General features: G+C 60.2%; 18 protein-coding genes. 10 read left to right on the forward strand and 8 right to left on the reverse strand.

Annotated elements, in window-relative coordinates; genetic code table 11:
• Positions 1–3: 3 nt before the first annotated feature.
• From V6F78_RS05960 to V6F78_RS05980, 5 genes are all read left to right on the forward strand, one after another.
• On the forward strand, positions 4–912 hold the full coding sequence (locus V6F78_RS05960; RefSeq protein WP_080963808.1) for a LysR family transcriptional regulator: 909 nt from the start codon (positions 4–6) through the stop codon (positions 910–912).
• 117 nt (positions 913–1,029) lie between these two features.
• Positions 1,030–2,379 carry a pyoverdine-tailoring dipeptidase-like protein PvdM gene (pvdM, locus tag V6F78_RS05965; RefSeq protein WP_047294317.1) on the forward strand — a complete coding sequence of 450 codons (1,350 nt, stop codon included), beginning with the start codon at positions 1,030–1,032 and terminating at the stop codon, positions 2,377–2,379.
• 15 nt (positions 2,380–2,394) lie between these two features.
• Positions 2,395–3,264 (forward strand): dihydropyoverdine dehydrogenase, encoded by an 870-nt coding sequence (pvdO, locus tag V6F78_RS05970; protein ID WP_047294423.1) that lies wholly within the window; start codon positions 2,395–2,397, stop codon positions 3,262–3,264.
• Positions 3,265–3,477: 213 nt separating this feature from the next.
• The gene (locus tag V6F78_RS05975; protein ID WP_095008674.1) at positions 3,478–5,142 is read left to right on the forward strand and encodes a cyclic peptide export ABC transporter; all 1,665 of its coding nucleotides are present in this window, start codon (positions 3,478–3,480) and stop codon (positions 5,140–5,142) included.
• A 168-nt stretch (positions 5,143–5,310) separates the two neighbouring features.
• Positions 5,311–7,788: a TonB-dependent siderophore receptor gene (locus tag V6F78_RS05980; protein ID WP_332726824.1), complete on the forward strand. Its 2,478-nt coding sequence runs from the start codon at positions 5,311–5,313 to the stop codon at positions 7,786–7,788.
• 55 nt (positions 7,789–7,843) lie between these two features.
• Here the strand turns inward: V6F78_RS05980 and V6F78_RS05985 are convergent, their stop codons facing one another.
• Positions 7,844–9,670: a glycoside hydrolase family 15 protein gene (locus V6F78_RS05985; RefSeq protein ID WP_094991147.1), complete on the reverse strand. Its 1,827-nt coding sequence runs from the start codon at positions 9,668–9,670 to the stop codon at positions 7,844–7,846.
• On the reverse strand, positions 9,663–10,463 hold the full coding sequence (locus V6F78_RS05990; RefSeq protein ID WP_047275597.1) for a glucose 1-dehydrogenase: 801 nt from the start codon (positions 10,461–10,463) through the stop codon (positions 9,663–9,665). The genes V6F78_RS05985 and V6F78_RS05990 overlap by 8 nt, the downstream gene beginning before the upstream one ends.
• An 895-nt stretch (positions 10,464–11,358) precedes the next feature.
• Between V6F78_RS05990 and V6F78_RS05995 the strand changes: the two genes are divergently transcribed.
• Complete coding sequence (locus tag V6F78_RS05995; RefSeq protein WP_332726825.1) at positions 11,359–12,300, forward strand: cupin; 942 nt, start codon at positions 11,359–11,361, stop codon at positions 12,298–12,300.
• A gap of 3 nt (positions 12,301–12,303) precedes the next feature.
• On the opposite strand, the gene V6F78_RS06000 is transcribed toward V6F78_RS05995, so the two are convergent.
• Positions 12,304–13,218 (reverse strand): LysR family transcriptional regulator, encoded by a 915-nt coding sequence (locus tag V6F78_RS06000; protein ID WP_332726826.1) that lies wholly within the window; start codon positions 13,216–13,218, stop codon positions 12,304–12,306.
• A 218-nt stretch (positions 13,219–13,436) separates the two neighbouring features.
• Here V6F78_RS06000 and V6F78_RS06005 point away from each other — a divergent pair, with 218 nt between their 5' ends.
• Together V6F78_RS06005 and V6F78_RS06010 are read left to right on the forward strand one after the other, a co-directional pair.
• Positions 13,437–14,669 carry a ribonucleotide-diphosphate reductase subunit beta gene (locus V6F78_RS06005; RefSeq protein ID WP_047294329.1) on the forward strand — a complete coding sequence of 411 codons (1,233 nt, stop codon included), beginning with the start codon at positions 13,437–13,439 and terminating at the stop codon, positions 14,667–14,669.
• 45 nt (positions 14,670–14,714) lie between these two features.
• Positions 14,715–15,164, forward strand: a complete 450-nt coding sequence (locus tag V6F78_RS06010; RefSeq protein ID WP_047275605.1) for a DUF1289 domain-containing protein — start codon at positions 14,715–14,717, stop codon at positions 15,162–15,164.
• A 64-nt stretch (positions 15,165–15,228) separates the two neighbouring features.
• Here V6F78_RS06010 and hcnC read toward each other — a convergent pair whose 3' ends face one another.
• Genes hcnC through hcnA form a run of 3 tightly spaced genes read right to left on the reverse strand, consistent with a single transcriptional unit; the run spans position 15,229 to position 18,198 of the window.
• On the reverse strand, positions 15,229–16,485 hold the full coding sequence (gene hcnC / locus V6F78_RS06015) for a cyanide-forming glycine dehydrogenase subunit HcnC (protein WP_047294331.1): 1,257 nt from the start codon (positions 16,483–16,485) through the stop codon (positions 15,229–15,231).
• Between the two features lies 1 nt (position 16,486).
• The gene (hcnB, locus tag V6F78_RS06020) at positions 16,487–17,884 is read right to left on the reverse strand and encodes a cyanide-forming glycine dehydrogenase subunit HcnB (protein ID WP_047294333.1); all 1,398 of its coding nucleotides are present in this window, start codon (positions 17,882–17,884) and stop codon (positions 16,487–16,489) included.
• Positions 17,881–18,198, reverse strand: a complete 318-nt coding sequence (gene hcnA / locus V6F78_RS06025; protein WP_047275611.1) for a cyanide-forming glycine dehydrogenase subunit HcnA — start codon at positions 18,196–18,198, stop codon at positions 17,881–17,883. Before hcnA ends, hcnB begins: the two co-directional genes overlap by 4 nt.
• Before the next feature lie 206 nt (positions 18,199–18,404).
• Here hcnA and V6F78_RS06030 point away from each other — a divergent pair, with 206 nt between their 5' ends.
• Both V6F78_RS06030 and V6F78_RS06035 read left to right on the forward strand, forming a co-directional pair.
• On the forward strand, positions 18,405–19,268 hold the full coding sequence (locus V6F78_RS06030; RefSeq protein WP_047280922.1) for a LysR family transcriptional regulator: 864 nt from the start codon (positions 18,405–18,407) through the stop codon (positions 19,266–19,268).
• Positions 19,269–19,382: 114 nt separating this feature from the next.
• A complete protein-coding gene (locus tag V6F78_RS06035; RefSeq protein WP_047294334.1) occupies positions 19,383–20,651 on the forward strand; it encodes a D-mannose isomerase in 1,269 nt (422 codons plus the stop codon).
• Here the strand turns inward: V6F78_RS06035 and V6F78_RS06040 are convergent.
• A complete protein-coding gene (locus tag V6F78_RS06040) occupies positions 20,604–20,933 on the reverse strand; it encodes a DUF4880 domain-containing protein (RefSeq protein WP_047275615.1) in 330 nt (109 codons plus the stop codon). The two genes, V6F78_RS06035 and V6F78_RS06040, sit on opposite strands and share 48 nt — an antisense overlap.
• Positions 20,934–21,078: 145 nt before the next feature.
• Positions 21,079–21,825, reverse strand: coding sequence for an SDR family oxidoreductase (locus V6F78_RS06045; RefSeq protein WP_047275617.1), 747 nt, complete (start codon positions 21,823–21,825; stop codon positions 21,079–21,081).
• Between the last annotated feature and the right edge of the window lie 29 nt (positions 21,826–21,854).

Below are 21,854 nucleotides of genomic sequence, written 5' to 3' on the forward strand. Positions count from 1 at the left end.
ACGATGGTGGAAGACCTCAACACGCTCTATTACTTCACCCAAGTGGTCGAACACCGCGGTTTCGCCGCCGCCGGCCGGGCGCTGGACATGCCTAAGTCCAAACTCAGCCGACGCATTGCCCAGCTGGAAGAGCGACTGGGGGTACGGCTGATACAGCGTAGTAGCCGCCACTGTTCACTGACGGAAATTGGCCAAGAGTATTACCAGCGGTGTCTGGCCATGCGCATCGAGGCCGAAGCAGCGGCTGAAGTCATTGAACGAAATCGCTCCGAACCCCAAGGCATTGTGCGTTTGAGCTGTCCGACCTCGCTGCTCAACTCGTGGGTCAGCGCCATGCTCACGCGCTACATGCTCAAGTACCCGTTGGTGGAACTGCACGTTGAAAGCACCAACCGCCGGGTGGACGTGATCGAAGAGGGTTTCGACATTGCGATCCGCGTGCGCTTTGCGCCGCTGCAGAACAGTGAGCTGGTGATGAAAGTGTTGGGCAACAGCCTCCAGAGCCTGGTCGCCAGCCCGGCGCTGCTGCCGCGTTTTTCCAACCCGCCCGGCCCCGCCGACCTGAGCGGCCTGCCGAGTCTGTTTTGGGGCTCGGCCCGTCGCGACTACGCCTGGGAACTGTTTGGTCCCGACGGCGCCACGGCCTTGATCCCTCACACACCCAAACTCATCACCGATGACCTGCCCGCCCTGTGTCAGGCCGCCGTGGCAGGCTTGGGCGTGGTGCATCTGCCCAATGTGGTGGTTCGCGATCAAATCGCCAGCGGTCAATTGGTCAACGTCCTGCCGGACTGGGCGCCCAAAAGCGGGATCGTGCACGCGGTCTTCCCCTCGCGCCGGGGATTACTGCCTTCAGTGCGTACGCTGATTGATTTTCTGGCCGAGGAATTCAGCCACAGCGACGTGGTTTGACGCATCGGAACGTGATGGACGCCCCTGCCTCTAAATTAATGCCACTGCCCCTCGTTCTTTCCAGATAGCAAAGGCCGCGCGCCTGCCCCTTGACGGCGGATTTCTACAGAGATGGCAATGACTCAATCACGTTCTAAAAAAGCCCTGCTGTTCGGTCTTCCTCTGGCCCTGGCCGCCGCCATCGGTGGGGGCGTGCTGGTGTGGGACACGTTTTACCGGGGCAATCCGGGTTACCCGCTGAAGATCATCACGCAGGCAGACGCGCTTCAGGACCGCCTCCTGTCGTTTGACAGCCACATCACGGTGCCACTGGAATTCGGCACGGCGGGCAACGAAGCCGACAAGGACGGGCCGGGGCAGTTTGACCTGGCCAAGGCCGCCAAGGGCCGGTTATCCGGCGCGGCACTGACCGTGTTCGGCTGGCCGGAAATCTGGAACGGCCCCAACGCGCCGCACCGCCCGACGGCCGGCTTCGTCGAGGCCGCGCGTAATGAGCAGCAGGCGCGCTACCGGATCATCACCGGCATGGTCCGCGACTTCCCCAATCAGGTCGGCATCGCCTACACCCCGGATGACTTGCGACGCCTGCACGGCGAAGGAAAATTCGCCATCTTCATCAGCATGCTCAACGCCTACCCGCTGGGTAACGACCTCAATCAGCTGGACCTGTGGGCCGCACGCGGCATGCGCATGTTCGGTTTCAGCTACGTCGGCAATAACGACTGGGCCGACTCCTCGCGCCCGCTGCCTTTTTTCAACGACACGCCTGATGCCCTCGACGGTCTGTCTGAAACCGGCAAGCAAGCGGTACGACGCCTGAACGATCTGGGTGTGATTATTGACGTGTCACAGATGTCGACCAAGGCACTGGAGCAAGTCAGCCAGCTCAGCCGCACGCCGATGGTGGCCTCGCACTCGGCCCCGCGGGCGCTGGTGGACATCCCGCGCAACCTCAGCGACAAAGAAATGCAGCTCATCAAGGACAGCGGGGGCGTGGTGCAAATCGTCGGTTTCCCGACCTACCTGCGCCCGCTTGGCCAGGACAGCCAAGCCAAACTCAACACCCTGCGCAGCCAGTTCGATTTGCCGCCGCTGCACAACCTGGAAATGGCCCTGATGCCGGGCGACCCGATCATCACCGTCTGGCCCGAGCAGCGCTTCGGGGAGTACGCGGCCGGGCTGTACGCCATCGTCGAAGAAGAACCGAAAGCCACGCTCAAGGATTACGGCGACGCCATTGATTACGCGGTGAAAAAAATCGGCATCGACCACGTGGGCATCAGCTCCGACTTCAACGACGGCGGCGGACTCGATGGCTGGAAGGATGTCAGCGAAACCCGCAACGTCACGGCCGAGCTGTTGCAACGCGGCTATTCGGAAGCCGATATCGCCAAATTGTGGGGCGGCAACTTCCTGCGCGTGTGGGACACCGTGCAAAAAGCCGCCAAACCTGTCTCTCTTCAATAAGTGAACGTGCTGACCATGTTGACGCTGAATCCGCTGTATCGCTTCTCGCTGGCTGCCCTGTTGTGCAGCCTGCCCGCCCTTGCCCACGCAGACGAACCGGCCAGGCCGGGGACGGTGTTCAAGGACTGCAAGGACTGCCCGCAGATGGTGGTGTTGCCCACGGGCAGCTTCATGATGGGCACCCCGGACGATGAAGTCGGCCGCGAACCCGATGAGGGGCCGCTGCACAAGGTGACGTTCAGCAAGCCACTGGCCATCAGCCGCTTCCAGGTCACGGCCGCCGAATTTGACGCCTACATCAAGGACACCGGGGTCAAGATTGCCGACGGCGACGACCGCCCGGGACGCGAGTGCATTGCCAGCAAGCCGCGCTACCCGCAGGGTCCACGCCAACCGGCAGTGTGCATGGACTTCGACGATGCCCAACACTACGTCAGTTGGCTGTCGAAAAAGACGGGCAAACCCTACCGCATGGTCAGCGAAGCCACCCGCGAGTATGCCGCCCGGGCAGGCTCCACCGGCCCATTCCCCTTCCCTATGGATGAAGGCAAGGCCTACAGCATCGCCAAACATGCCAACACGTACGGCCCGACGGATGGCTACAGCTACACCTCTCCCGTGGGCAGCTACCCGCCCAATGCGTTTGGCGTGTATGACATGCACGGCAACGTGTACGAGTGGCTGGAAGACTGCAAACACAACGACTACGTGGGCGCCCCCACCGACGGCAGCGCCTGGGTGACGGACAGCACCTGCGAACTGCGCCAGATACGCGGCAACGACTGGGGCGAGGCGCCGGTCTTCTCCCGCTCCGGCAACCGCAATGACATCTACCCGCAGACACGGGGAGACTGGGTGGGCATGCGGGTACAGCGCGAGCTTTAACGTCCGGGTGGGCACTGCCCCGTCATCGCTGACAAGCTGTGCGGGGCAGCGTCAAGGTGCCGGGCTTGCCTGATCGAGCGACGCACGCGCAGTGAACGATCCCTTTGCCCTGAACCGCCGCCTCGCGGCTCGGCACTGACCCACGTTAAATCCATGGCCCAATCACTCGTTCACAAGAGACTGTCCTTACCTTGATCCAAGGAACTCTTGTTTATGAGCCAGCCCGCCACGCCCCGACCCAACCCCGGGGTTCTTCGAGAACTGTTCCATCTGCTCAAGCCGTTCCGGCTCATTGTCAGCTTGTCCATCCTGCTCGGCATGGTCGGCGGCCTGAGCGTCACGGTGTTGCTGGCCACCATCAACAGTGCCTTGCACACCGAGGGTGGCCTGACCCAGCAGGTGGTCGCCCTGTTTGCCGGGCTGTGCGTACTGGCGCTGATCAGCACCATTTGTTCGGACATCGGCAGCAACTATGTCGGCCAGCACATCATCGCCCGGCTGCGCAAAGAGCTGGGGGAGAAGGTCCTGTCAGCGCCGATCGCGCAGATCGAGCGCTATCGCAGCCATCGCCTGATCCCCGTCCTGACCCATGATGTCGACACTATCAGCGACTTCGCCTTTGCCTTTGCGCCACTGGCGATTTCCCTGACGGTAACGCTCGGCTGCATGGGCTACCTGGCCATGCTCTCGTGGCCGATGTTCCTGATGATGCTGGTGGCCATCGTGATCGGCACAGTGATCCAGTACATCGCACGCGGCTACGGCCTGAACGGCTTCAATGAAGCCCGCGAAGCCGAAGACGATTTGCAAAAGCACTACAACGCCATTGCCGAAGGCGCCAAGGAACTGCGCATACACCGCCCGCGTCGCCAGCGCATGTTCGTTGCGGGCATCCAGCGCACGGCGCAAAAAATCTGCGACATTCAGGTGCGCTCGATCAACACCTTCGTGATTGCCAAAAGCCTGGGCTCGATGCTGTTCTTCGTGGTCATTGGCCTGGCGCTGGCCATGCAATCGGTGTGGCCCAGTGCCAACCCCGGTGTGATCAGCGGCTTTGTACTGGTGTTGCTGTACATGAAAGGCCCGCTGGAGCACCTCATCAGCACCCTGCCGATCATCAGCCGGGCGCAAATCGCCTTCCGCCGCATTGCAGACCTCTCCGAGCAGTTCAACTCCCCTGAACCGCACCTGCTGCTCAGTGAACCCGCTGCCCAGGACAAGACCGTCAAGCGCCTGGAGCTGGTGGATGTGGGCTACAGCTTCCCGCCTGTGGACGGCAGCGCGCCGTTTCGTCTGGGGCCGGTCAACCTGACGGTCAATCAGGGCGACATTGTGTTCATCGTTGGTGAAAACGGCTGCGGCAAAACCACGCTGATCAAGCTGTTGCTGGGCCTGTACGCCCCCCAACAGGGCGAAATACGCCTCAACGGGCATGCCGTGACGGCCCAAAGCCGCGACGATTACCGGCAGCTGTTCACGACGATTTTTGCCGATTACTACCTGTTCGACGACGTGGTGCAGGGCGACATGCACATCCCGCAGGATGCCGAGCAGTACCTCAAGCGTCTCGAAATCTCCCACAAGGTCAGCATCAACGACGGTCAGTTCAGCACCACCGACCTGTCGACCGGCCAGCGCAAGCGCCTGGCATTGGTCAACGCCTGGCTCGAAGAGCGCCCGGTGCTGGTGTTTGATGAATGGGCGGCCGATCAGGACCCGACGTTCCGCAGGATTTTCTACACCGAACTGTTGCCGGACCTGAAGCGATTGGGCAAGACCATCATCGTCATTTCCCACGACGACCGTTATTTCGACGTCGCCGACCAATTGGTGCGCATGGACAGCGGCAAGGTCAGCACGGCGCTGGTACCCGCCTGAAGCCCCTTCCCTGTAGGCGTTAACGTGCTGATGCCTGCAGGGAGACCGTGCTGAAAAAATAAATCTTCGCTATTTCAGGAACTTCTTTCCGGTTTCTCAATCGCGCTGCGTCTAATAACTATTCCCATTAACAAACAATAATCCCCTCCTTCGGAGCTTCGGCACGTAATGCAACGACCAAACTTGAGACGGACCCCGCTTTCGATCGCTACCCAGCGCCAGACCGTTCGCCGCACGCTGTTGTCCAGTGCGTTGGTAGCCTCGGTGCTGCTGGGTTCATCCCTTGCTCAAGCGGCCCCGGTGGCCTTGAACATCCCGGCACAATCGCTGGCCAACGCGCTGAACGAACTGGGCAAGCAGGCCAACCTGCAGATCCTGTACAGCGCCGATCAGGTTCAAGGGATCAAATCGCATTCCGTGTCCGGTTCGCTGGAACCGGTCAAAGCCCTGGAAACCCTGCTGCAAGGCAGCGGCATGTCCTACCAGCTCAACGGCAACACCGTCATCCTCAACGCGCCACAGGGCAAAGGGCTGGAGCTGGGGGCTACGACCATTTCCGGGCAGGGCCTGGGTAATTCGCTGACCACCGAAGGCACAGGTTCCTACACAACGGGCGCCACCAGCAGTTCGACCAAACTGCCGCTCTCGATTCGGGAAACGCCACAGACCGTGACGGTCGTCACCCGCCAGAACATGGATGACCAGGGCGCACAGAGCATTGGTGATGTGCTACGCAACGCGCCGGGCATTTCGACCCAGGCGTATGACAGCGACCGTATGGAGTATTCGGCCCGCGGTTACGCCATCACCAACTTTCAGTACGACGGCGTTAACTCGATGTACGACGGCGTTTTCGACGAGGGCGCCACCAAAGTCGACATGGCCTTGTATGACCGCGTCGATATCGTCAAAGGCGCAACCGGCCTCTTGTCGGGCTCAGGCGAGCCTTCAGCCACCGTCAACCTGATCCGTAAGAAACCGACCCGTGAATTCAAGGCTTCGATCACTGGCAGCGCGGGATCGTGGGACAACTACCGCACTGAAGGCGATGTTTCCGGACCGCTGAACGAAGACGGCAGCGTGCGCGGGCGTTTCGTCACCGCGCTTCAGGACGCCGATTCCTACCTCGACCATTACTCAAAAAAGAACCAGGTGTTCTACGGCATTCTTGAAGCCGACATCACACCCGACACGCTGTTCACCTTTGGCATGGACTACCAGGACATCAAGCCGCGGGGCTCGTCCTGGACCGGCAACCCGTACTACTTCTCCAACTACACCAAGACCGATTTCAGCCGCTCGTTCAATCCGGCCACCGACTGGAGCCGTCGCGACGTGCAGGCGCGTACCACGTTCGCGTCGCTGGAACACCGGTTCGCCAATGACTGGAAAATCAAAGGCACCTTGAACCAGCAGGTCAACGATCACGACACACAGTTGGGATCGGCCAGTGGCGACATGCCCGATCCGGTCACGGGTGAAGGCATGTTCTTCTATTGGGGCAAATGGGAAGGCCACCGTGTCCAGAACACATTCGATCTCAACGCAACCGGCCCCTTCAACCTGTTTGGCCGCGAACATGAGTTGGTCGTAGGCTATACCTCCCAAGCGTCCCGTCAAACCGGAGCAACCTTTGACGGCAGCCTGTTCCAAAAAGTGCCGGGCAGTATTTTCGACTGGAGGGGCAAATACCCGAAGCCGGACTTCCCGAAAAACGGCAAGTACGAGACCAATCAAAACCAGAACAGCGCTTACATCGCCGCACGCTTTAAACCGACCGACGACCTGTCTTTGATCCTCGGCAGCCGTGTCAGCGACTTCCAGTACAACAGCACCTACAAGTACTACGTACAGGCACCGCCTACCTTTGAGGACAACAAAACCACGTCCAAACAGCATGGCCGGGTGACGCCTTACGCCGGTGCCGTGTATGACATCAACGACACATACTCGGTGTACGCCAGCTACACCTCGATTTACAAACCGGTCACCGACAGAAGCATTTCGGGCACCACCCTGGCGCCCACGGAAGGCAACAGCTACGAAATCGGCCTCAAAAGCGAATATTTCGACGGTCGCCTGAACGCCAGCATTGCGGCGTTCCGCACCGAGCAGAAGAAACTGCCGATCCAGGTCGGCACCAACCCCAATACCAACGAAGGCATTTTCGAATCCCTCGACGGTGCGACCACCAAGGGTGTGGAATTCGAGCTGAGCGGTGAAATCATGCCGGACTGGAACATCAGCGCCGGTTACACCTACGCTCAGACCCGCTCGGACGACGGTGAGCGCGTGTACGGTTATCCGCTGGAAACCACCAAGCCTGAAAACGTGGCCAAACTGTTCACCACTTACCGCCTGCCGGGCGTGTTGAACAAGGTCACCGTCGGCGGTGGCGTGAACTGGCAAAGCCCGTTCTACGGCAAGATCTACAACAATGCCAAAGGCGACTACGACATCATCGAGCAAGACAGCTACGCGCTGGTCAACCTGATGACCCGTTACGAGTACAACGAACACCTGACGTTCAACCTCAACGCCAACAACGTGTTCGACAAGAAGTACCTCACCGGTCTGGGCAACTTCAACACCACCTACTACGGTGAGCCGCGCAGCCTGATGTTGACCACCAAGTACACGTTCTAAGCGTCACTGGCCTCACCCGACAAGCCCCGGCGCAACTGCGTCGGGGCTTGTGCGTTCAGGGTTGCCACTGGGTTTTCTGATGATCGAGCTTGCGGTCCAGGAAGCTGGCGGCGCTGATCAACGCCAGATGCGTCAGCGCCTGGGGCGTGTTGCCCAGATGCCGGGCGTGGCAATCGAACTCTTCGGCATACAAGCCCAGCGGGTTGGCATAACGCAGCAACTGTTCGAACTCCAGATGCGCCTTTTCTACCTGTCCGGCTCGCGCCAGACATTCCACGTACCAGAATGAACAGGCCGCAAACGCCCCTTCGGTGCCTTCAAGGCCGTCCATGCCCTCCTCCTCATTCAGATAGCGGTACACCATGCCATCGCGCACCAGCGTGCGTTCGATCGCCTGCAAGGTCGCCAGCCAGCGCGGGTCTGTGGCGCCGACAAAACGCACCAGCGGCATCAACAACATGGAGCCGTCCAGCGCCGTGCCGCCTTTGTATTGCACAAAGTGCCCGCGTTCAGCGTCCCAGAAGTTGTCCCAGATATCGGCATGAATGGCCTGACGCGCAGCGTTCCAACGCTCAAAGGGGGCGGGCAACGAGCGTTTTGACGCCAGGCGGATGGCCCGGTCCAGCGCCACCCAGCACATCAGCCGTGAATGCAGAAAGTGATGCTTCTCGCCGCGCATCTCCCAAATGCCTACATCTTTCTGATCCCAGACCTCACACACCTCATCAACAAGTTGCGTCACGTGCTGCCAGCCTTCATGGCTGATCGCCTCGCCGTACTTATTGGTCAAATACACCGCGTCCAGCAGCTCGCCATAGATGTCCAATTGCACTTGATCCACCGCGCCATTGCCCACGCGCACAGGCGTAGCGCCACCGTGGCCGGCCAGGTGAGTCAGCTCCCGCTCCGGCAGCTCACGACGACCGTCGATGCCATACATGATGTTGAGTTTGAGCGGCTGGTCGCAGCCATCCCCGACACGACCGCGCAACCAACGCATGAAATTGTTGGCTTCTTCGACAAAACCGAGTCGGACAAACGCATACACCGTGAAGGAAGCGTCGCGAATCCAGGTGTAGCGGTAGTCCCAATTGCGCTCGCCGCCGCGGGTTTCGGGCAAGCCAAACGTGGCGGCGGCAATAATCGCCCCCTCTTTGCGAGACGTCAGGAGTTTGAGCGCCAGTGCCGAGCGGTTAATCATCTCGCGCCAGCGCCCGCGGTAGGTCGATTGTGCAATCCACTGCCGCCAAAACTGCACCGTGTGCTGCAACGCCAAATCGCTGCTGCCCACACGGACACGCGGGTCTTGAGCCGCGCCCAGGACAAACTCGGCGGTCTGCCCTTGCGCCAGCGCGAACGTACTGCACGCCGCCTGATGCTCAACGCTCAACGGCTGGCTGGCTGCCAGGCGCAACGCCGGTTGGCCAGAGGCCTCAAACCACACATCCGCGCCCTCTACTCGGGCGTGGGTGTCTGCACGGGCGTAGTCATGACGCACCGCGCAGCGCAACGTGAAAGTCGCCCGGCCACTGACCACCCGCACCCGGCGCATCAGCACGGGCAACTCATCGGCACAATCACTGACGGGCAACAGGTCAGTGACCTCCACCACCGCCTCGTTGTCCAGCCAGCGGGTCAGCAGAACATTGGTGTCCGGCAGGTAGATCTGTTCACGCCGGGCGTCGGGCATGTCCGGTGCCAACTGAAAGATGCCCGCCTCAGGGCTGTCGAGCAACGCGCAGAAGAGGGACGGACTGTCGAACTCCGGCCAGCAGAAAAAATCCACACTGCCCTTGTCATTCACCAGCGCGGCGGTGCGCATGTCGCCAATGATGCCGTGGGCTTCGATGTGACTTTGGGTGTCGGTATCGGGTTTAACCATTGCCACGGAACTCCGGATAAAGGCTCATGCCGCCATCAATAAACAACGTGCTGCCCACCACGTAATCGGACATATCGCTGGCCAGCCACACCACCGCGTTGGCCACCTCCTCGGCCTCGCCTACGCGGCCGTAGGGGATCAACTTCAGGAGCGCCTGTTCAGCTTCGCCTTCAGTCACATCACGGTTGATGGCCGTACGGATCGCCCCCGGCGCAATGCCATTGATGCGGATTTTGTGATGGCTGACTTCTTGCGCCAGACTGCGCATGAGCATGTCCAGCCCGCCTTTGGAGGTTGCGTAATTCACATGCCCGGCCCAGGGAATCACCTGGTGCACCGAACTCATGTGAATAATCTTGCCTGCCGCCCGCGACACCCCTTCGCGAATGCCCTGACGCTTGAAGATCCGCAGCGCCGACCGCGCGCACAGAAACTGCCCGGTCAGGTTGACACCGATGACGGCGTTCCATTGCTCCAGCGTCATGTCGACTGCCGGGGCGTCCTGCTGAATGCCCGAATTGGCCAGCAGAATGTCCAGGTACCCGAACGTCTCCAGCGTCTGCTCGAACAAACGCTCCACGTCCGCCTCTTTCGACACATCCCCGCCCAGAGCAATCGCCCTGCCCCCGGCCGCCTTGATCTCGGCCGCCAACGCCTGCGCGGGTTCCGCCTGCGCGTTGTAATGCACCACCACCGCCGCACCGGCCGCCGCCAGCGCCCGGGCACTGGCCGCGCCAATCCCGGAACTGCCGCCAGTGACCAGCGCCACCTGTTGCGCGAGAGAAATTTGCATGAGTGTCAGCACCTGTTTGTGAGTGGGCTTGGAGTGCTGACTGGTAGAAGCAGGCCGGAGTTCAATGCGACATCAGCGCCACGTACTCACCGCGCAGCCCGTTACACGCGTGGAGATTTAAATAACGGCTTAAACACTCAACGTTGAATATTTAATGCCTACAGAGGCGTTAAGCCACAAGAAAATACCCATTTCATACCTCACCAGACTATAACTTCAGAAAACTAAAAACCAGACCCGATCATATTTAAAACGAACATTGAAAAACCATTAATTACCCTACAACCCACACACCGCACACTTATTGTTCAGCCACATCAATAACGACAACAACACCCCCTAATAATATCGATACACACTTAGAACCCAACACATAAATAAGCGCTAACACTTATGATCCACGGTGTAGCCACAACAAGACCTTCGATATAAGGCGAACATTATATGAGCGTGTCAGGGCGGTTATAAGCGCAGGTAGATTGATCGTGCCTTGTGCCGACACACTACAATAATGATTGGAATGATCAAGAAAAAAGGTATTGAGTGCTGTGGTCGCTTGCAGGCAATGATAGTTGAGGATGGCAAAAATTCTGGCAGGCCAACATAACTAACTGAATTTAACTGACCTCACGACGGCCAATTCAGAAACTGCCAGCTCACATCTGGACTTCTACATCTGAAACTCCTAATAACTAGGTCGAGCCCGAGTCAGGACAGTAGCCTGACTAACCTGAGCAGTCGTTTATCTTCGAATTAACTTTTCACTGCGCCAAACCGCATGACCCCTTCCCTGCACAACTGCTGTTCCGTTTGAGGCCTTAATGGGCGGACCCGCGCTTCGTATAGTGGCTTGCACCTGTACCCGTTATGCCACTCACAAGAAGAAGGGGTTTGCATGAATAGCCTGAACGCCTCACTGCACCACGTCGATCTGCTGGATGCCGAGCATGACGCTGAATATTTCGAATACAGCAAGGCCGCGAATCCGATCAGTGCCGGGTTGATTTCGCGTATTCCTTACCAGAACTTTCCATCCTCGCTGTATGACACTGGCCCTAGCCGTCTTGTCCCTTTAGACCTGAGTGAGGCGCTGGGCTGCGAAGGGCCGGCAACCGGGCCGGGGCTGCTGGCGAATTTTATCCGGCTCAATGCCGGTGACCACCTGACCTTAGCCCCCACGGCGACGTCCCAGGTGTTGTATGTCATCGCCGGACGCGGTGAGTTGGTGCAAGGCAATGTGGCGTTTGAATGGGAAAAAGGCTGCTTTATTGCCGTGCCGGGGCTGGAAGAGCTGCAACTGAGTGCCCATGAAGACGCACGTTTTTATTACGTTCACGATGAGCCACTGTTGCGTTATCTGGGCGTCACGCCCACCCAACAGCACTTCAGCGCCACGCTGTACCCGGCCCAAACAGCCAACGCCAAGCTGCGTGAGGCGGCGGATGACCCACGGGCGCAGGACCGGAGCCGGATCAGTATCTTGCTGGGCAATCGGCATTTTCCCCAGACACGCACGGTGACCCATGTGTTGTGGGCGATGTACGGGATTTTGCCCACCGGTTCAGTGCAAAAACCCCATCGCCACCAATCCATTGCACTGGATTTCATCATTGATTGCCCGGCCGGGTGTTACACCCTGGTGGGCACGGACATCGACGAGAACGGGCAGATCCGTAATCCGACCCGGGTCGACTGGGCGCCGGGCCTGGCGTTTGTCACGCCGCCCGGTTACTGGCATGCGCACTTCAACGAGTCGGACGATGAGGCCTTTCTTATTCCTATTCAGGACGCAGGCTTGCAAACCTACCTGCGGGCGCTGGATATCCGTTTCAGCTGACGCTCAGAGCTGCCAATAGGCCGGGCTGCCGACCCGCTCGACCATGAAGTCGATGAAACAGCGCACCTTGGAAGACACGGTGCGCTTGGGCGGGTACACCAGCCACAGCGACGCAGGCACGTGCGTCGCTTGTACCTGCCACTGCGCAAACCATTGAACCAGCGCGCCCGAGGCCAGTTGCCCGGCCACCAGCCAGTCGGGCAAGCACGCCACGCCCAACCCTTGTTCGACCGCCCGCAACTGCGCTTCCAGGTCATTGATCCGCAAAGGCCCCGCCACCGCCACGCGCTGCACCCCGTGGGCAAAACCTTCTGCGGGCACGAAAAACACCTCATCCGGCAGATTGCCATTCAATAACACGCCACTCAGCTCTTGGGGCGTTGCCGGCGGCGCGTGTTGCCGGGCATAGGCCGCACTGACGCACACCAGCGTGCGCTCATTGGCCAGCTTGCGCGCCTTGAGGGAGGAATCGGGCAAGACCCCGATGCGCACGGCCAGATCGACCCCCGCATTGATCAGGTTCACGTGGTGGTCGTCCAACGTGAGGTCCAGTCGGACTTCGGGATGGCGCGACATGAACTCACCGAGTACCGGCAGGATGTGCTGGCGGGCGAACGCCGGGGGCAGATTCAGTTTCAACAGGCCACGCGGGTGCTGATTAAGCGAAGACGTTGCCTGTTTGGCGTGGTCCAGCGCGTCGAGCACGCGCAACGCATGGTGCAGGAACGTCTCTCCGCCTTCGGTCAGGCGCAAGGTACGGGTTGAACGGTTGAACAAGGCAATGCCCAGATCCTGCTCAAGGTCCTTGATGTAACGCGAGACCGTCGAGGCTTTGATCGACAGTTTTTCGGCTGCCCGGGAAAAATTATTGGCCTGTGCCGCCTCAACAAAAGCACTCAGCGCTGCGAAATAGTCCATGTCAGGCCTGCACTAAGGAAAAGTCGCCCAAGGCTATCAGATTCACCCGTTGGATCGCGCAAACCGCCGGGAATTTCGGGTTGACCCTTCGGGGTATCGACTATATGGTGTGCCAAGAAACACAAAGACACACTACATGATGTGTTTTTAGCGTTTGACTCACTCTATTCCACGAGCCTGTTCGTGGCCGTACCCGCCTCCTCCGCAAGGAAACCCCTATGTTGAATTGGGACAGTTCTGACAACGAAGCCTCTGGCACATCAGCAGTGCGACCCGCCTCGCCTGCGCTGGATGCACTCAACCGCGTCGGCGATCAGGAGGCGGCCAAAGCACGTCAGGCGACAGCTAACGATACACCCGCCACGCTGCGCGCCAAGGCCGCGCTGAACCAACTGGACATCGCAGAAGGCCTGGCCGAGCTGGAAGGCGCCTCTGCACGGGTAGCGGTCGATGAAAAACGCATGATCAACTGCCGCGCCGACCTCAATCAGTTGGTGCCGTTCAAGTACGACTGGGCCTGGCAGAAGTACCTGGACGGTTGCGCGAACCACTGGATGCCGCAAGAAATCAACATGACCGCCGACATCGCCCTCTGGAAAAGCCCTGAAGGGCTGACCGATGACGAGCGCCGCATCGTGATGCGCAACCTGGGGTTCTTTTCGACGGCCGACTCGCTGGTGGCCAATAACCTGGTGCTGGCGGTGTATCGGTTGATTACCAACCCCGAGTGCCGGCAATACATCCTGCGCCAGGCCTTTGAAGAGGCGATTCACACCCACGCCTACCAGTACTGCATTGAGTCGCTGGGGATGGACGAAGGCGAAATTTTCAACATGTATCACGAGATTCCCTCGGTCGCGAAAAAGGCCACCTGGGGTTTGAAGTACACGCGTTCGATCTCCGATCCGACGTTTGAGACCGGTACGGTCGAGAACGACAAAGAGTTGCTCAAGAACCTGATCGCTTACTACTGCGTGCTGGAAGGTATTTTCTTCTATTGCGGGTTTACCCAGATCCTGTCCATGGGGCGGCGCAACAAAATGAATGGCGTGGCGGAGCAGTTTCAGTACATCTTGCGCGACGAGTCCATGCACTTGAACTTCGGCATTGATGTGATCAATCAGATCAAACTCGAAAACCCGCACTTGTGGGACGCCGAACTTAAAGATGAAGCCGCGCAAATGATCTTGCAGGGCACGCAACTGGAAATCGAATATGCCCGCGACACCATGCCTCGCGGCGTATTGGGCATGAATGCGGCCATGATGGAAGACTATTTGAAGTTCATCGCCAACCGCCGCTTGTCCCAGATCGGCTTGAAAGAAGAATACCCCGGCACCACCAACCCGTTCCCGTGGATGAGCGAAATCATGGACTTGAAGAAAGAAAAGAACTTCTTCGAAACCCGCGTCATCGAGTACCAGACGGGCGGCGCGTTAAGCTGGGACTGAGCCTATCGGCCCGGTGAGGCCCTCACTTTTTTCAAACTGATACTTATGTGTAGCCAGAAAATCAAAACCCCGTGCGTGGGGCTGTGCTCAACGGTTTTTGGTGACCTTGTGTGCAGGGGATGCAAACGTTTTCACCATGAAATTGTGGGCTGGAACGGGTATTCGGAAACGGACAAACAAGCCGTATTGTGGCGGCTTGAGCACTTGCTCGACCGTGTTACCCAAGGGTTGGTGGATGTGTTCGACGAGGCCTTGCTCAAGGACCAACTAACCCGGCGCAGGATTCAACTGCGACCTGAGCATTCCATTTATTACTTGGCGTATCAGGTGATTTGGCGCGGTGCGGACACGATCAAGCGCATCGAAGACTACGGCATACGGCTTGCGCCGCAAATCCGGGGCATGTCGCTGGTGGACGTTCGGGCTTTGATCGACAAAGAGTTCTTTGTGCTGTCCGAGATGCATTACCAGCGCATCCAGACGCAGGCGCTTTAACACGCGCGGCAGACAGTCAAGACGGTGGGCGCCAGTTGGCTGGCACCCACCGTTGAGGCGTGTGTCAGCCGCCGATGACGTTAGACAGCCTTACCGGCTGCAGGTCGAAACGGTCTGCCAGAAACGGCGTCACGTCCAGCGGCAAAGGCTCATTGCGCACCAAGGCGTCGAGCATGACGCCGGTGATGGCTGACGTCAGGATGCCCGTGCGAAAGTGACCGCAGGCATTCAAATACCCCTCCACCCCCGCCATCGGCCCCAGAATCGGCAGTTCATCCGGCGAGCCCGGGCGCAATCCAGCCCAGGTGCGCTTGAGGTTGACGTCCTTGAGTTCCGGTATGCAACGCATGGCGCCCTGCACCAGACCGCTGATTTCCGGGAAGGTGGTGGTGACGTCGAAGCCTTTGTCTTCGGTGGTGCTGCCGATCAGGATTTCACCGTTGTCCTTCTGCGCCAGGTAGCAATCGCTGGTGGTCAGGCAGCCGTTGAGCAACTTGGGCATGCGCTCGGTGAGCACAATCTGGCCCTTGACCGGGGCCACCGGGATGCTCATGTCAGTGGCCATCACGCTCAATTCGGCCGCCCACGCACCCGCCGCGTTAATCAGGGTTTTGCTGTGGAACACCCCTTCATTGTCGGTGCGCACGCCGATGACTTTCGAACCCTGGCGCAACACGCCGGTGACGTTGGTGTTGAAATACAGGTCCACGCCATTTTGGCGAGCGCCTTCGGTGTAGGCGTCCGTGAGGCGGAACGGGCTGACCTGGTGGTCGCACAGAAACTCCAGTGCGCCCAGGGCATCGTGGCTGACACTCGGCTCCGCCTCGCGCAGCGCGGCCTGGTCGAGCCAGCGCACTTCATGGGCCAAATGCGGAATATGGGCGACGATGTGCTCGGCGTAGAGGCGGTCTTCGTCGTCATAAATCACGTACTTGAGCCCCGTGCGCTCGAACTTGAAGTCCATGCCGTGTTTTTCTTTGAGCTCCTCATGCAGGCCCGGGTACAGCGCGTTGGACTGCAAGGCAAAGTCGAAAAAGCAGTCCGGCAGGATGTGCGGCGTGCTGGAGTCCACCACCACTGCAGAGCCCTGGGCTTCACGCTTGCGTTCGGCGGACATCATGCGGAAAAAAATCACCCCGCAGCCCAGTCCCACCGACTCGCCGATGGCCCACAGGCCGCCCGCCGAGGCGCGGCTGGCATTGCCGGGGCGCTTGCAGTCGATCATGGCGATTTTCAGGTCTTTGCGGCGCGACAGGTGATAGGCGATTGAGGCGCCGATCACCCCGCCACCGGCGATGACTACGTCATAGGTCTTGATCATGTCAGGCATCCTTGCAGGCATTGGTGAAGGCCGAAAATGGCACGGGTTCCAGCGGGAAGCGCGGGCGCAACCAGCCCACATCCTGGCGCCCGGTGGCGTCGCGCAGACGGTCGCTGCAATAGCCGACGCACATGCGCCCCTGGCAATCGCCCATGCTGACCCGGGTGCGCATTTTCAATCCGGCCATGTCTTGCACTCCCTGACTCAGGGCCAGGTCGATGTCGGCGCGGGTGACGTGCTCGCAACGGCACACCACCGTGTCGGCCTGTGGCAAGTCAATCTGACGGGTGCCGCGCTGGGTGTAACGGTCAATCCCGCCGCGAAAGCGCACGATGGTGTTGAGCTTGCTCAGGTAGGCCCGCCGCTGATCGAGGGCCTGCTGTTCGCTGAGCACCTCGCGCTGCATCAGGATCGAGAGGGCCGCGATGCGTCCGGTCAGCATGGCAGCTTCACCGCCACGCAGGCCGGTGACGTCCCCTGCCAGGTGAATCGCCGGCTGGCTGCTTTGCTGCCAGCTGTTGGCGGTGGCCGCCAGATAGCCGTCCACGTTGTAGGCGTGTTCGAGCCCCATTTGCTGGGTGAGCTGGGTACGCGGAATGAAGCCGTAGCCCACCGCCAGGGTGCGAGCTGTCACTGTCTGAGCCTTGCTCAGGTCTGCCTGCCAGTGGCTGTCGTAGGGCGCCACCTTGACCGCTTGCACCTCACCGTCGCCCATGGCCTCAACCACCCCCCAGCCATACCGCACGGTAATGCCATGGCGCTTGAGGTACACCAGCATGCTCAGGCCATCGAGGAACAGTTGCGGCTGATTGAGCAGCGCGAGGCTTTCTTTGGCGATGCGGCCGAACTCACAGGCTTCATACACGCCGGCCACTTCCACGCCCGCCGCGTGCAATTGGCAGGCGACCAACATTAACAGCGGCCCTGTACCGGCTATCAACACCGGGCCTTTGGGCTTGACCACACCGCTTTTGATTTGCAGTTGCAGACCGCCGAGCATGATCACGCCGGGGGTGGTCCAGCCCGGAAAAGGCACGCTGCGCTCATGGCAGCCTGCCGACAGCAGTAACTGCGGGAAGGCGATTTCCTGCACCTGCTCGTTAGCATCCAGCAGTTGCAGGCGCTGTACGCCCTGACCGCCAATCACCCGATGGTTGAGCCGCACATCGACATGCCGGGCAATCGCGGCGAATTCATCATGCAACGTGTGCAGGGCTTGCTTGTAACGCTCGCCCAAATAGTCGAGCTCCACGCCTTCGCGCAACGGCCCGCGATAAACCACACCGCCCAGGCGCGAGGCTTCTTCCAGCAAGGTGCTCTGCACACCGTGCTGCGCCAGTTCAATGGCAGCCGACATGCCGGCCGGGCCACCACCGACGATCACAGGATTAAGGCTCATCGGGCTTTCTCCTGTTCTGCGACCCGGTTTTGCCCGGTTTCGACCTTCATGCCGGGGCGCACCACGGTCTGACAGGCCCGGCGTTTATGCCGCCCGTCAATATTGACCAGGCAGCAATAGCACACGCCCATGCCGCAATAGGCGCCGCTGGCCTGACCATGGTCGTTGGCCGACACCTGACGTACGCCGACGGCGTTCAAGACACTGAGTACAGTCTCGCCTTGCGCGGCGCTGACCGCCTGGCCATTGAGCAGGATGGTCATGTCCGCCTGCATTAAAGGTTGAATGTCGTACTGCCGGTTCAAATCATCCATTTTCTTATGTTGTCCTTTGTATGAACTGCTTAGCGCGGGCCTCCGGGTGTTAGGCAGCCAGAGGTCTTGGTCACTGGGAACCAAGACCGGAACGTTAGACGATTCGTAAAAATAAGCATTGATGCAGGCCAATAGATCCGCTCCATTTTTCGAATTTGCGACGGAAAGCCCTTACACTGATGGCCCTTTGCTTGTTGGCACGCTCCATGGACCTCGATCTGGCTCGCACCTTCCTTGAGATTGTTCGCTACGGCAGCCTGGCCAGCGCTGCCCAGAACCTGCATGTCACCCAGACCGCCGTCACGGCGCGGGTGCAAAAACTCGAAAGCCTGCTGGGGGTGACGCTGTTCATCCGCAACCGCGCGGGGGCCAAATTAACGCCCGAAGGCGAAGCGTTTGTGGTGTATGCCAACCAGCTTCTGCACACCTGGGAAGCGGCACGGCGCGATTTGCCGCGCCCCGAAGGGCTTGACCAGGTTCTGCATATCGCAGGCGAGGTCAGCCTGTGCAACCCGCTGATCCTGAGCTGGACCCAAGCCTTGCGCCAGCACCTGAGTTCCCATGCCGTGCGGGTGCAGATTCGCGATGGCGAGCATTTGTTGCGGCAAGTGGAAATGGGCTTGCTGGATGCCGCGCTGGTGTACCGGCCTGCTTACTGGCCCGGCGTGCAGGTGGAACAGTTGCTGGAGGAAAAGCTGATCCAGATCCGCCGCCCCGCGAGGCCTGATCCCTATGTGTACGTGGACTGGGGGGAGGATTTCCGCCTTCAGCACGATGCCGCCCTACCGGAAAAGGCGCGGGCTGCCGTCAGTTTCAACCTCGGGCCGGTGGCGCTGCATTACATCCTTGAGAACGGCGGCAGTGGCTATTTCCGCACGCGGGTGGTGCAAAGCTACCTCAACAGCGGCGCCCTGGAGCGGGTGCCCAAAGCGCCTGAATTCAGTTACCCGACCTATCTGGTGTACTCACGCGAGCGCGATTGCCCGGCCTTGCAACAGGCGCTGGAATTGCTGCGCGACATCGTCAAGCTGGACGGCGACTGGTCCCAGCGCTGGGGGCCGGAAGTCTGATCCGGCCTGCGCCAGGATGAAACCTGCGGCACCTGAAACCTTTCAGCTTTGCAGTCGCGGCGCTATCCCTTAGGCTGCTGCAACGCGCAATAACAATGACAACACAGGTGACCCATGTCCGACCTCACCCGCACCGACGCTGGCTGGATGGCTTGCCAGACCCATCATCAATGGCTGCATGATCAGGGCCGACGGCTGGTGGACTTCGCCCGGGCCGCCCGGGTGACGGATGGTTTTACCAGTCTCGACTCCTTTGGCCAGCGCCCCGATCACGCCTTGGCCGACACCATGACCACGGCACGCATGGTGCACAGTTTCGCCCTCGCCCACCTGCAAGGTTTACCTGAATGTGCCCAACTGATTGATCACGGCCTGGCGGCACTGGCAGGGCCTTTACGCGACGCCCGTCATGGCGGTTGGTTCGCCACCGCGCACGCCCACGATGGCAACACCCGCAAGCAAGCCTATCTGCATGCCTTTGTGGCACTGGCCTTCAGCTCGGCCGCGGTGGCTGGCCGACAAGGGTCTGCCGAATTACTCGGGGATGCCGTGGAGCTGCTGGAAGACACGTTCTGGAGCGAAGCCGAAGGCGCGTTGCTAGAGTCTTTCACCGGTGACTGGAGCGCGTGCGAAACGTATCGCGGTGCCAACAGCAACATGCACGGCGTCGAAGCCTTTCTGGCGCTGTCCGATGTGCTGGACGAAAACCTGTGGCTGGACCGCGCCCTGCGGATCGCCGAGCGGGTCATCCATGTACAGGCCGCTCAAGCCGGGTACCTGCCGGTCGAACACTTTGATGAGCACTGGCAACCGCTGCCCGACTACAACCGCGACCATCCGGCCGACCCGTTCCGCCCCTTCGGCAAAACCCCGGGCCATGCCTTCGAATGGGCGCGTCTGTTGTTGCATCTGGAAGCGGCGCGCACACGACGTGGCATGCCGACACCCGATTGGCTACTGGACGATGCCCGGCAGTTATTTCACAGCGCATGCCAGCATGGCTGGAATGCCGACGGCCAGCCCGGCATCGTGTACACACTGGATTGGGACAACCGGCCGGTGGTTCGCGAACGTCTGCACTGGACCCTGGCCGAAGCCTCGGCAGCGGCCGCTGCGCTATGGCAGCGCACGGGGGAAGCGGAATATGAGCAGTGGGGTCAACGCTTCTGGGATTTTATCGACCTGCACCTGATCGATCGGGAGCACGGCAGCTGGCATCACGAACTGGACCCGCACAACCGGCCTTCGGCCCGTATATGGCCGGGCAAACCGGACCTCTACCACGCGTATCAGGCTACCCTGCTGCCGCGCCTGCCGTTAGCGATCAGTCTGGCCTCAGCCCTGGCACAACAACCCGGACGCCAGCACGCCCAAACCGACTAAAAAAGCCAACAGCGCGTGTTGCAGGGCTTTATGCCGGGAGAAGAAGGAACGCCCGTCCAATGCGCGCTGCACCAGCTTGAGCAGGTCGGGGTCGGCCGCGGGCGTGCGCGGGTTGAACCGTTGCACATTGGCGACGCGCAGCCATGCAGCGAGGTGCTTGGGATTTTCAGCCAGCCAGGCTTTAAACACCTGACGTTCCGACGGGCAGGCATGACCGGATTCAAGCAACAACATCCAGTCAACAGCCGCACGGGTAATGGGGTCAACGCTGCTTTTGCTCATAGGGACTGTGCCACTCGAACAATTCATAAAGACAACCGGACTCAAATAGTAATAAGTCGCATTATCGTGATATCAAGCTGAATTGCAAGGTGACACAGGCCTCACCGGCATGACAGACGCATCCGCGTTTAGCCGCCTGCGCGGGTCAACGTCCGCCGGCCATGTCCACAAAGGTGCCGGTGGCGTAGGACGCTTTGTCGGACAGCAGCCAGACGATCGCCTCCGCGACTTCTTCCGGGCGCCCGCCCCGACCCATGGGAATCATGGATTCGAGTTTGCTGACCCGGCCCGGATCTCCGCTCAGCGCGTGGAAGTCGGTGAAAATGTACCCCGGTCGCACCGCGTTGACGCGGATACCCTCACCCGCCAGCTCTTTTGACAGGCCAATGGTGAAAGCGTCCAGTGCGCCTTTGGACGCCGCATAGTCGACGTATTCGCCCGGCGACCCCAACCGGGCAGCCACCGACGACACATTGACGATGTTGCCGCCCTGGCCGCCATACCGGGGCGACATGCGCAGCACCGCGTGCTTGGCGCACAGGATCGGGCCCAGCACATTGGTTTTGAGGGTGTGCAGCACGCGGAACTCGGACATCTCTTCAAGCCGCGACTTGTGCCCCACCGTACCGGCATTGTTGACCAGCGCCGTCACCGGCCCCAGTTCCTGATCCACCCGCAGGAACAGGCTGATGACTTCGTCTTCATTGCTAACATCGGCCCGCACGCTGATGGCCTGCGCGCCCAGTGCCCGAACCTGCTCCAGCACCTCATGGGCCGCCGCGTCGTCCGCCAGATAATTAATGCAGATTTTGTAACCCTGCCGGGCAGCCAGCAGCGCCGTCGCTGCGCCAATGCCACGGCTGCCACCGGTGATCACGATGACTTTGTCCATAAATACGCGTTCCCCATTCACGGTGTAAA

Origin of the sequence: Pseudomonas sp. ESBL9, from assembly GCF_036668715.1 — a bacterium.
GTDB lineage: Bacteria > Pseudomonadota > Gammaproteobacteria > Pseudomonadales > Pseudomonadaceae > Aquipseudomonas > Aquipseudomonas lundensis.

Excerpts from the sequence above, each read along its gene's own strand:
- V6F78_RS05960 (WP_080963808.1), top strand. The coding sequence starts at position 4 with ATGGTGGAAGACCTCAACACGCTCTATTACTTCACCCAAGTGGTCGAA.
- pvdM (WP_047294317.1), top strand. The coding sequence starts at position 1,030 with ATGACTCAATCACGTTCTAAAAAAGCCCTGCTGTTCGGTCTTCCTCTG.
- pvdO (WP_047294423.1), top strand. The coding sequence starts at position 2,395 with ATGTTGACGCTGAATCCGCTGTATCGCTTCTCGCTGGCTGCCCTGTTG.
- V6F78_RS05975 (WP_095008674.1), top strand. The coding sequence starts at position 3,478 with ATGAGCCAGCCCGCCACGCCCCGACCCAACCCCGGGGTTCTTCGAGAA.
- V6F78_RS05980 (WP_332726824.1), top strand. The coding sequence starts at position 5,311 with ATGCAACGACCAAACTTGAGACGGACCCCGCTTTCGATCGCTACCCAG.
- V6F78_RS05985 (WP_094991147.1), bottom strand. The coding sequence starts at position 9,670 with ATGGTTAAACCCGATACCGACACCCAAAGTCACATCGAAGCCCACGGC.
- V6F78_RS05990 (WP_047275597.1), bottom strand. The coding sequence starts at position 10,463 with ATGCAAATTTCTCTCGCGCAACAGGTGGCGCTGGTCACTGGCGGCAGT.
- V6F78_RS05995 (WP_332726825.1), top strand. The coding sequence starts at position 11,359 with ATGAATAGCCTGAACGCCTCACTGCACCACGTCGATCTGCTGGATGCC.
- V6F78_RS06000 (WP_332726826.1), bottom strand. The coding sequence starts at position 13,218 with ATGGACTATTTCGCAGCGCTGAGTGCTTTTGTTGAGGCGGCACAGGCC.
- V6F78_RS06005 (WP_047294329.1), top strand. The coding sequence starts at position 13,437 with ATGTTGAATTGGGACAGTTCTGACAACGAAGCCTCTGGCACATCAGCA.
- V6F78_RS06010 (WP_047275605.1), top strand. The coding sequence starts at position 14,715 with ATGTGTAGCCAGAAAATCAAAACCCCGTGCGTGGGGCTGTGCTCAACG.
- hcnC (WP_047294331.1), bottom strand. The coding sequence starts at position 16,485 with ATGATCAAGACCTATGACGTAGTCATCGCCGGTGGCGGGGTGATCGGC.
- hcnB (WP_047294333.1), bottom strand. The coding sequence starts at position 17,884 with ATGAGCCTTAATCCTGTGATCGTCGGTGGTGGCCCGGCCGGCATGTCG.
- hcnA (WP_047275611.1), bottom strand. The coding sequence starts at position 18,198 with ATGGATGATTTGAACCGGCAGTACGACATTCAACCTTTAATGCAGGCG.
- V6F78_RS06030 (WP_047280922.1), top strand. The coding sequence starts at position 18,405 with ATGGACCTCGATCTGGCTCGCACCTTCCTTGAGATTGTTCGCTACGGC.
- V6F78_RS06035 (WP_047294334.1), top strand. The coding sequence starts at position 19,383 with ATGTCCGACCTCACCCGCACCGACGCTGGCTGGATGGCTTGCCAGACC.
- V6F78_RS06040 (WP_047275615.1), bottom strand. The coding sequence starts at position 20,933 with ATGAGCAAAAGCAGCGTTGACCCCATTACCCGTGCGGCTGTTGACTGG.
- V6F78_RS06045 (WP_047275617.1), bottom strand. The coding sequence starts at position 21,825 with ATGGACAAAGTCATCGTGATCACCGGTGGCAGCCGTGGCATTGGCGCA.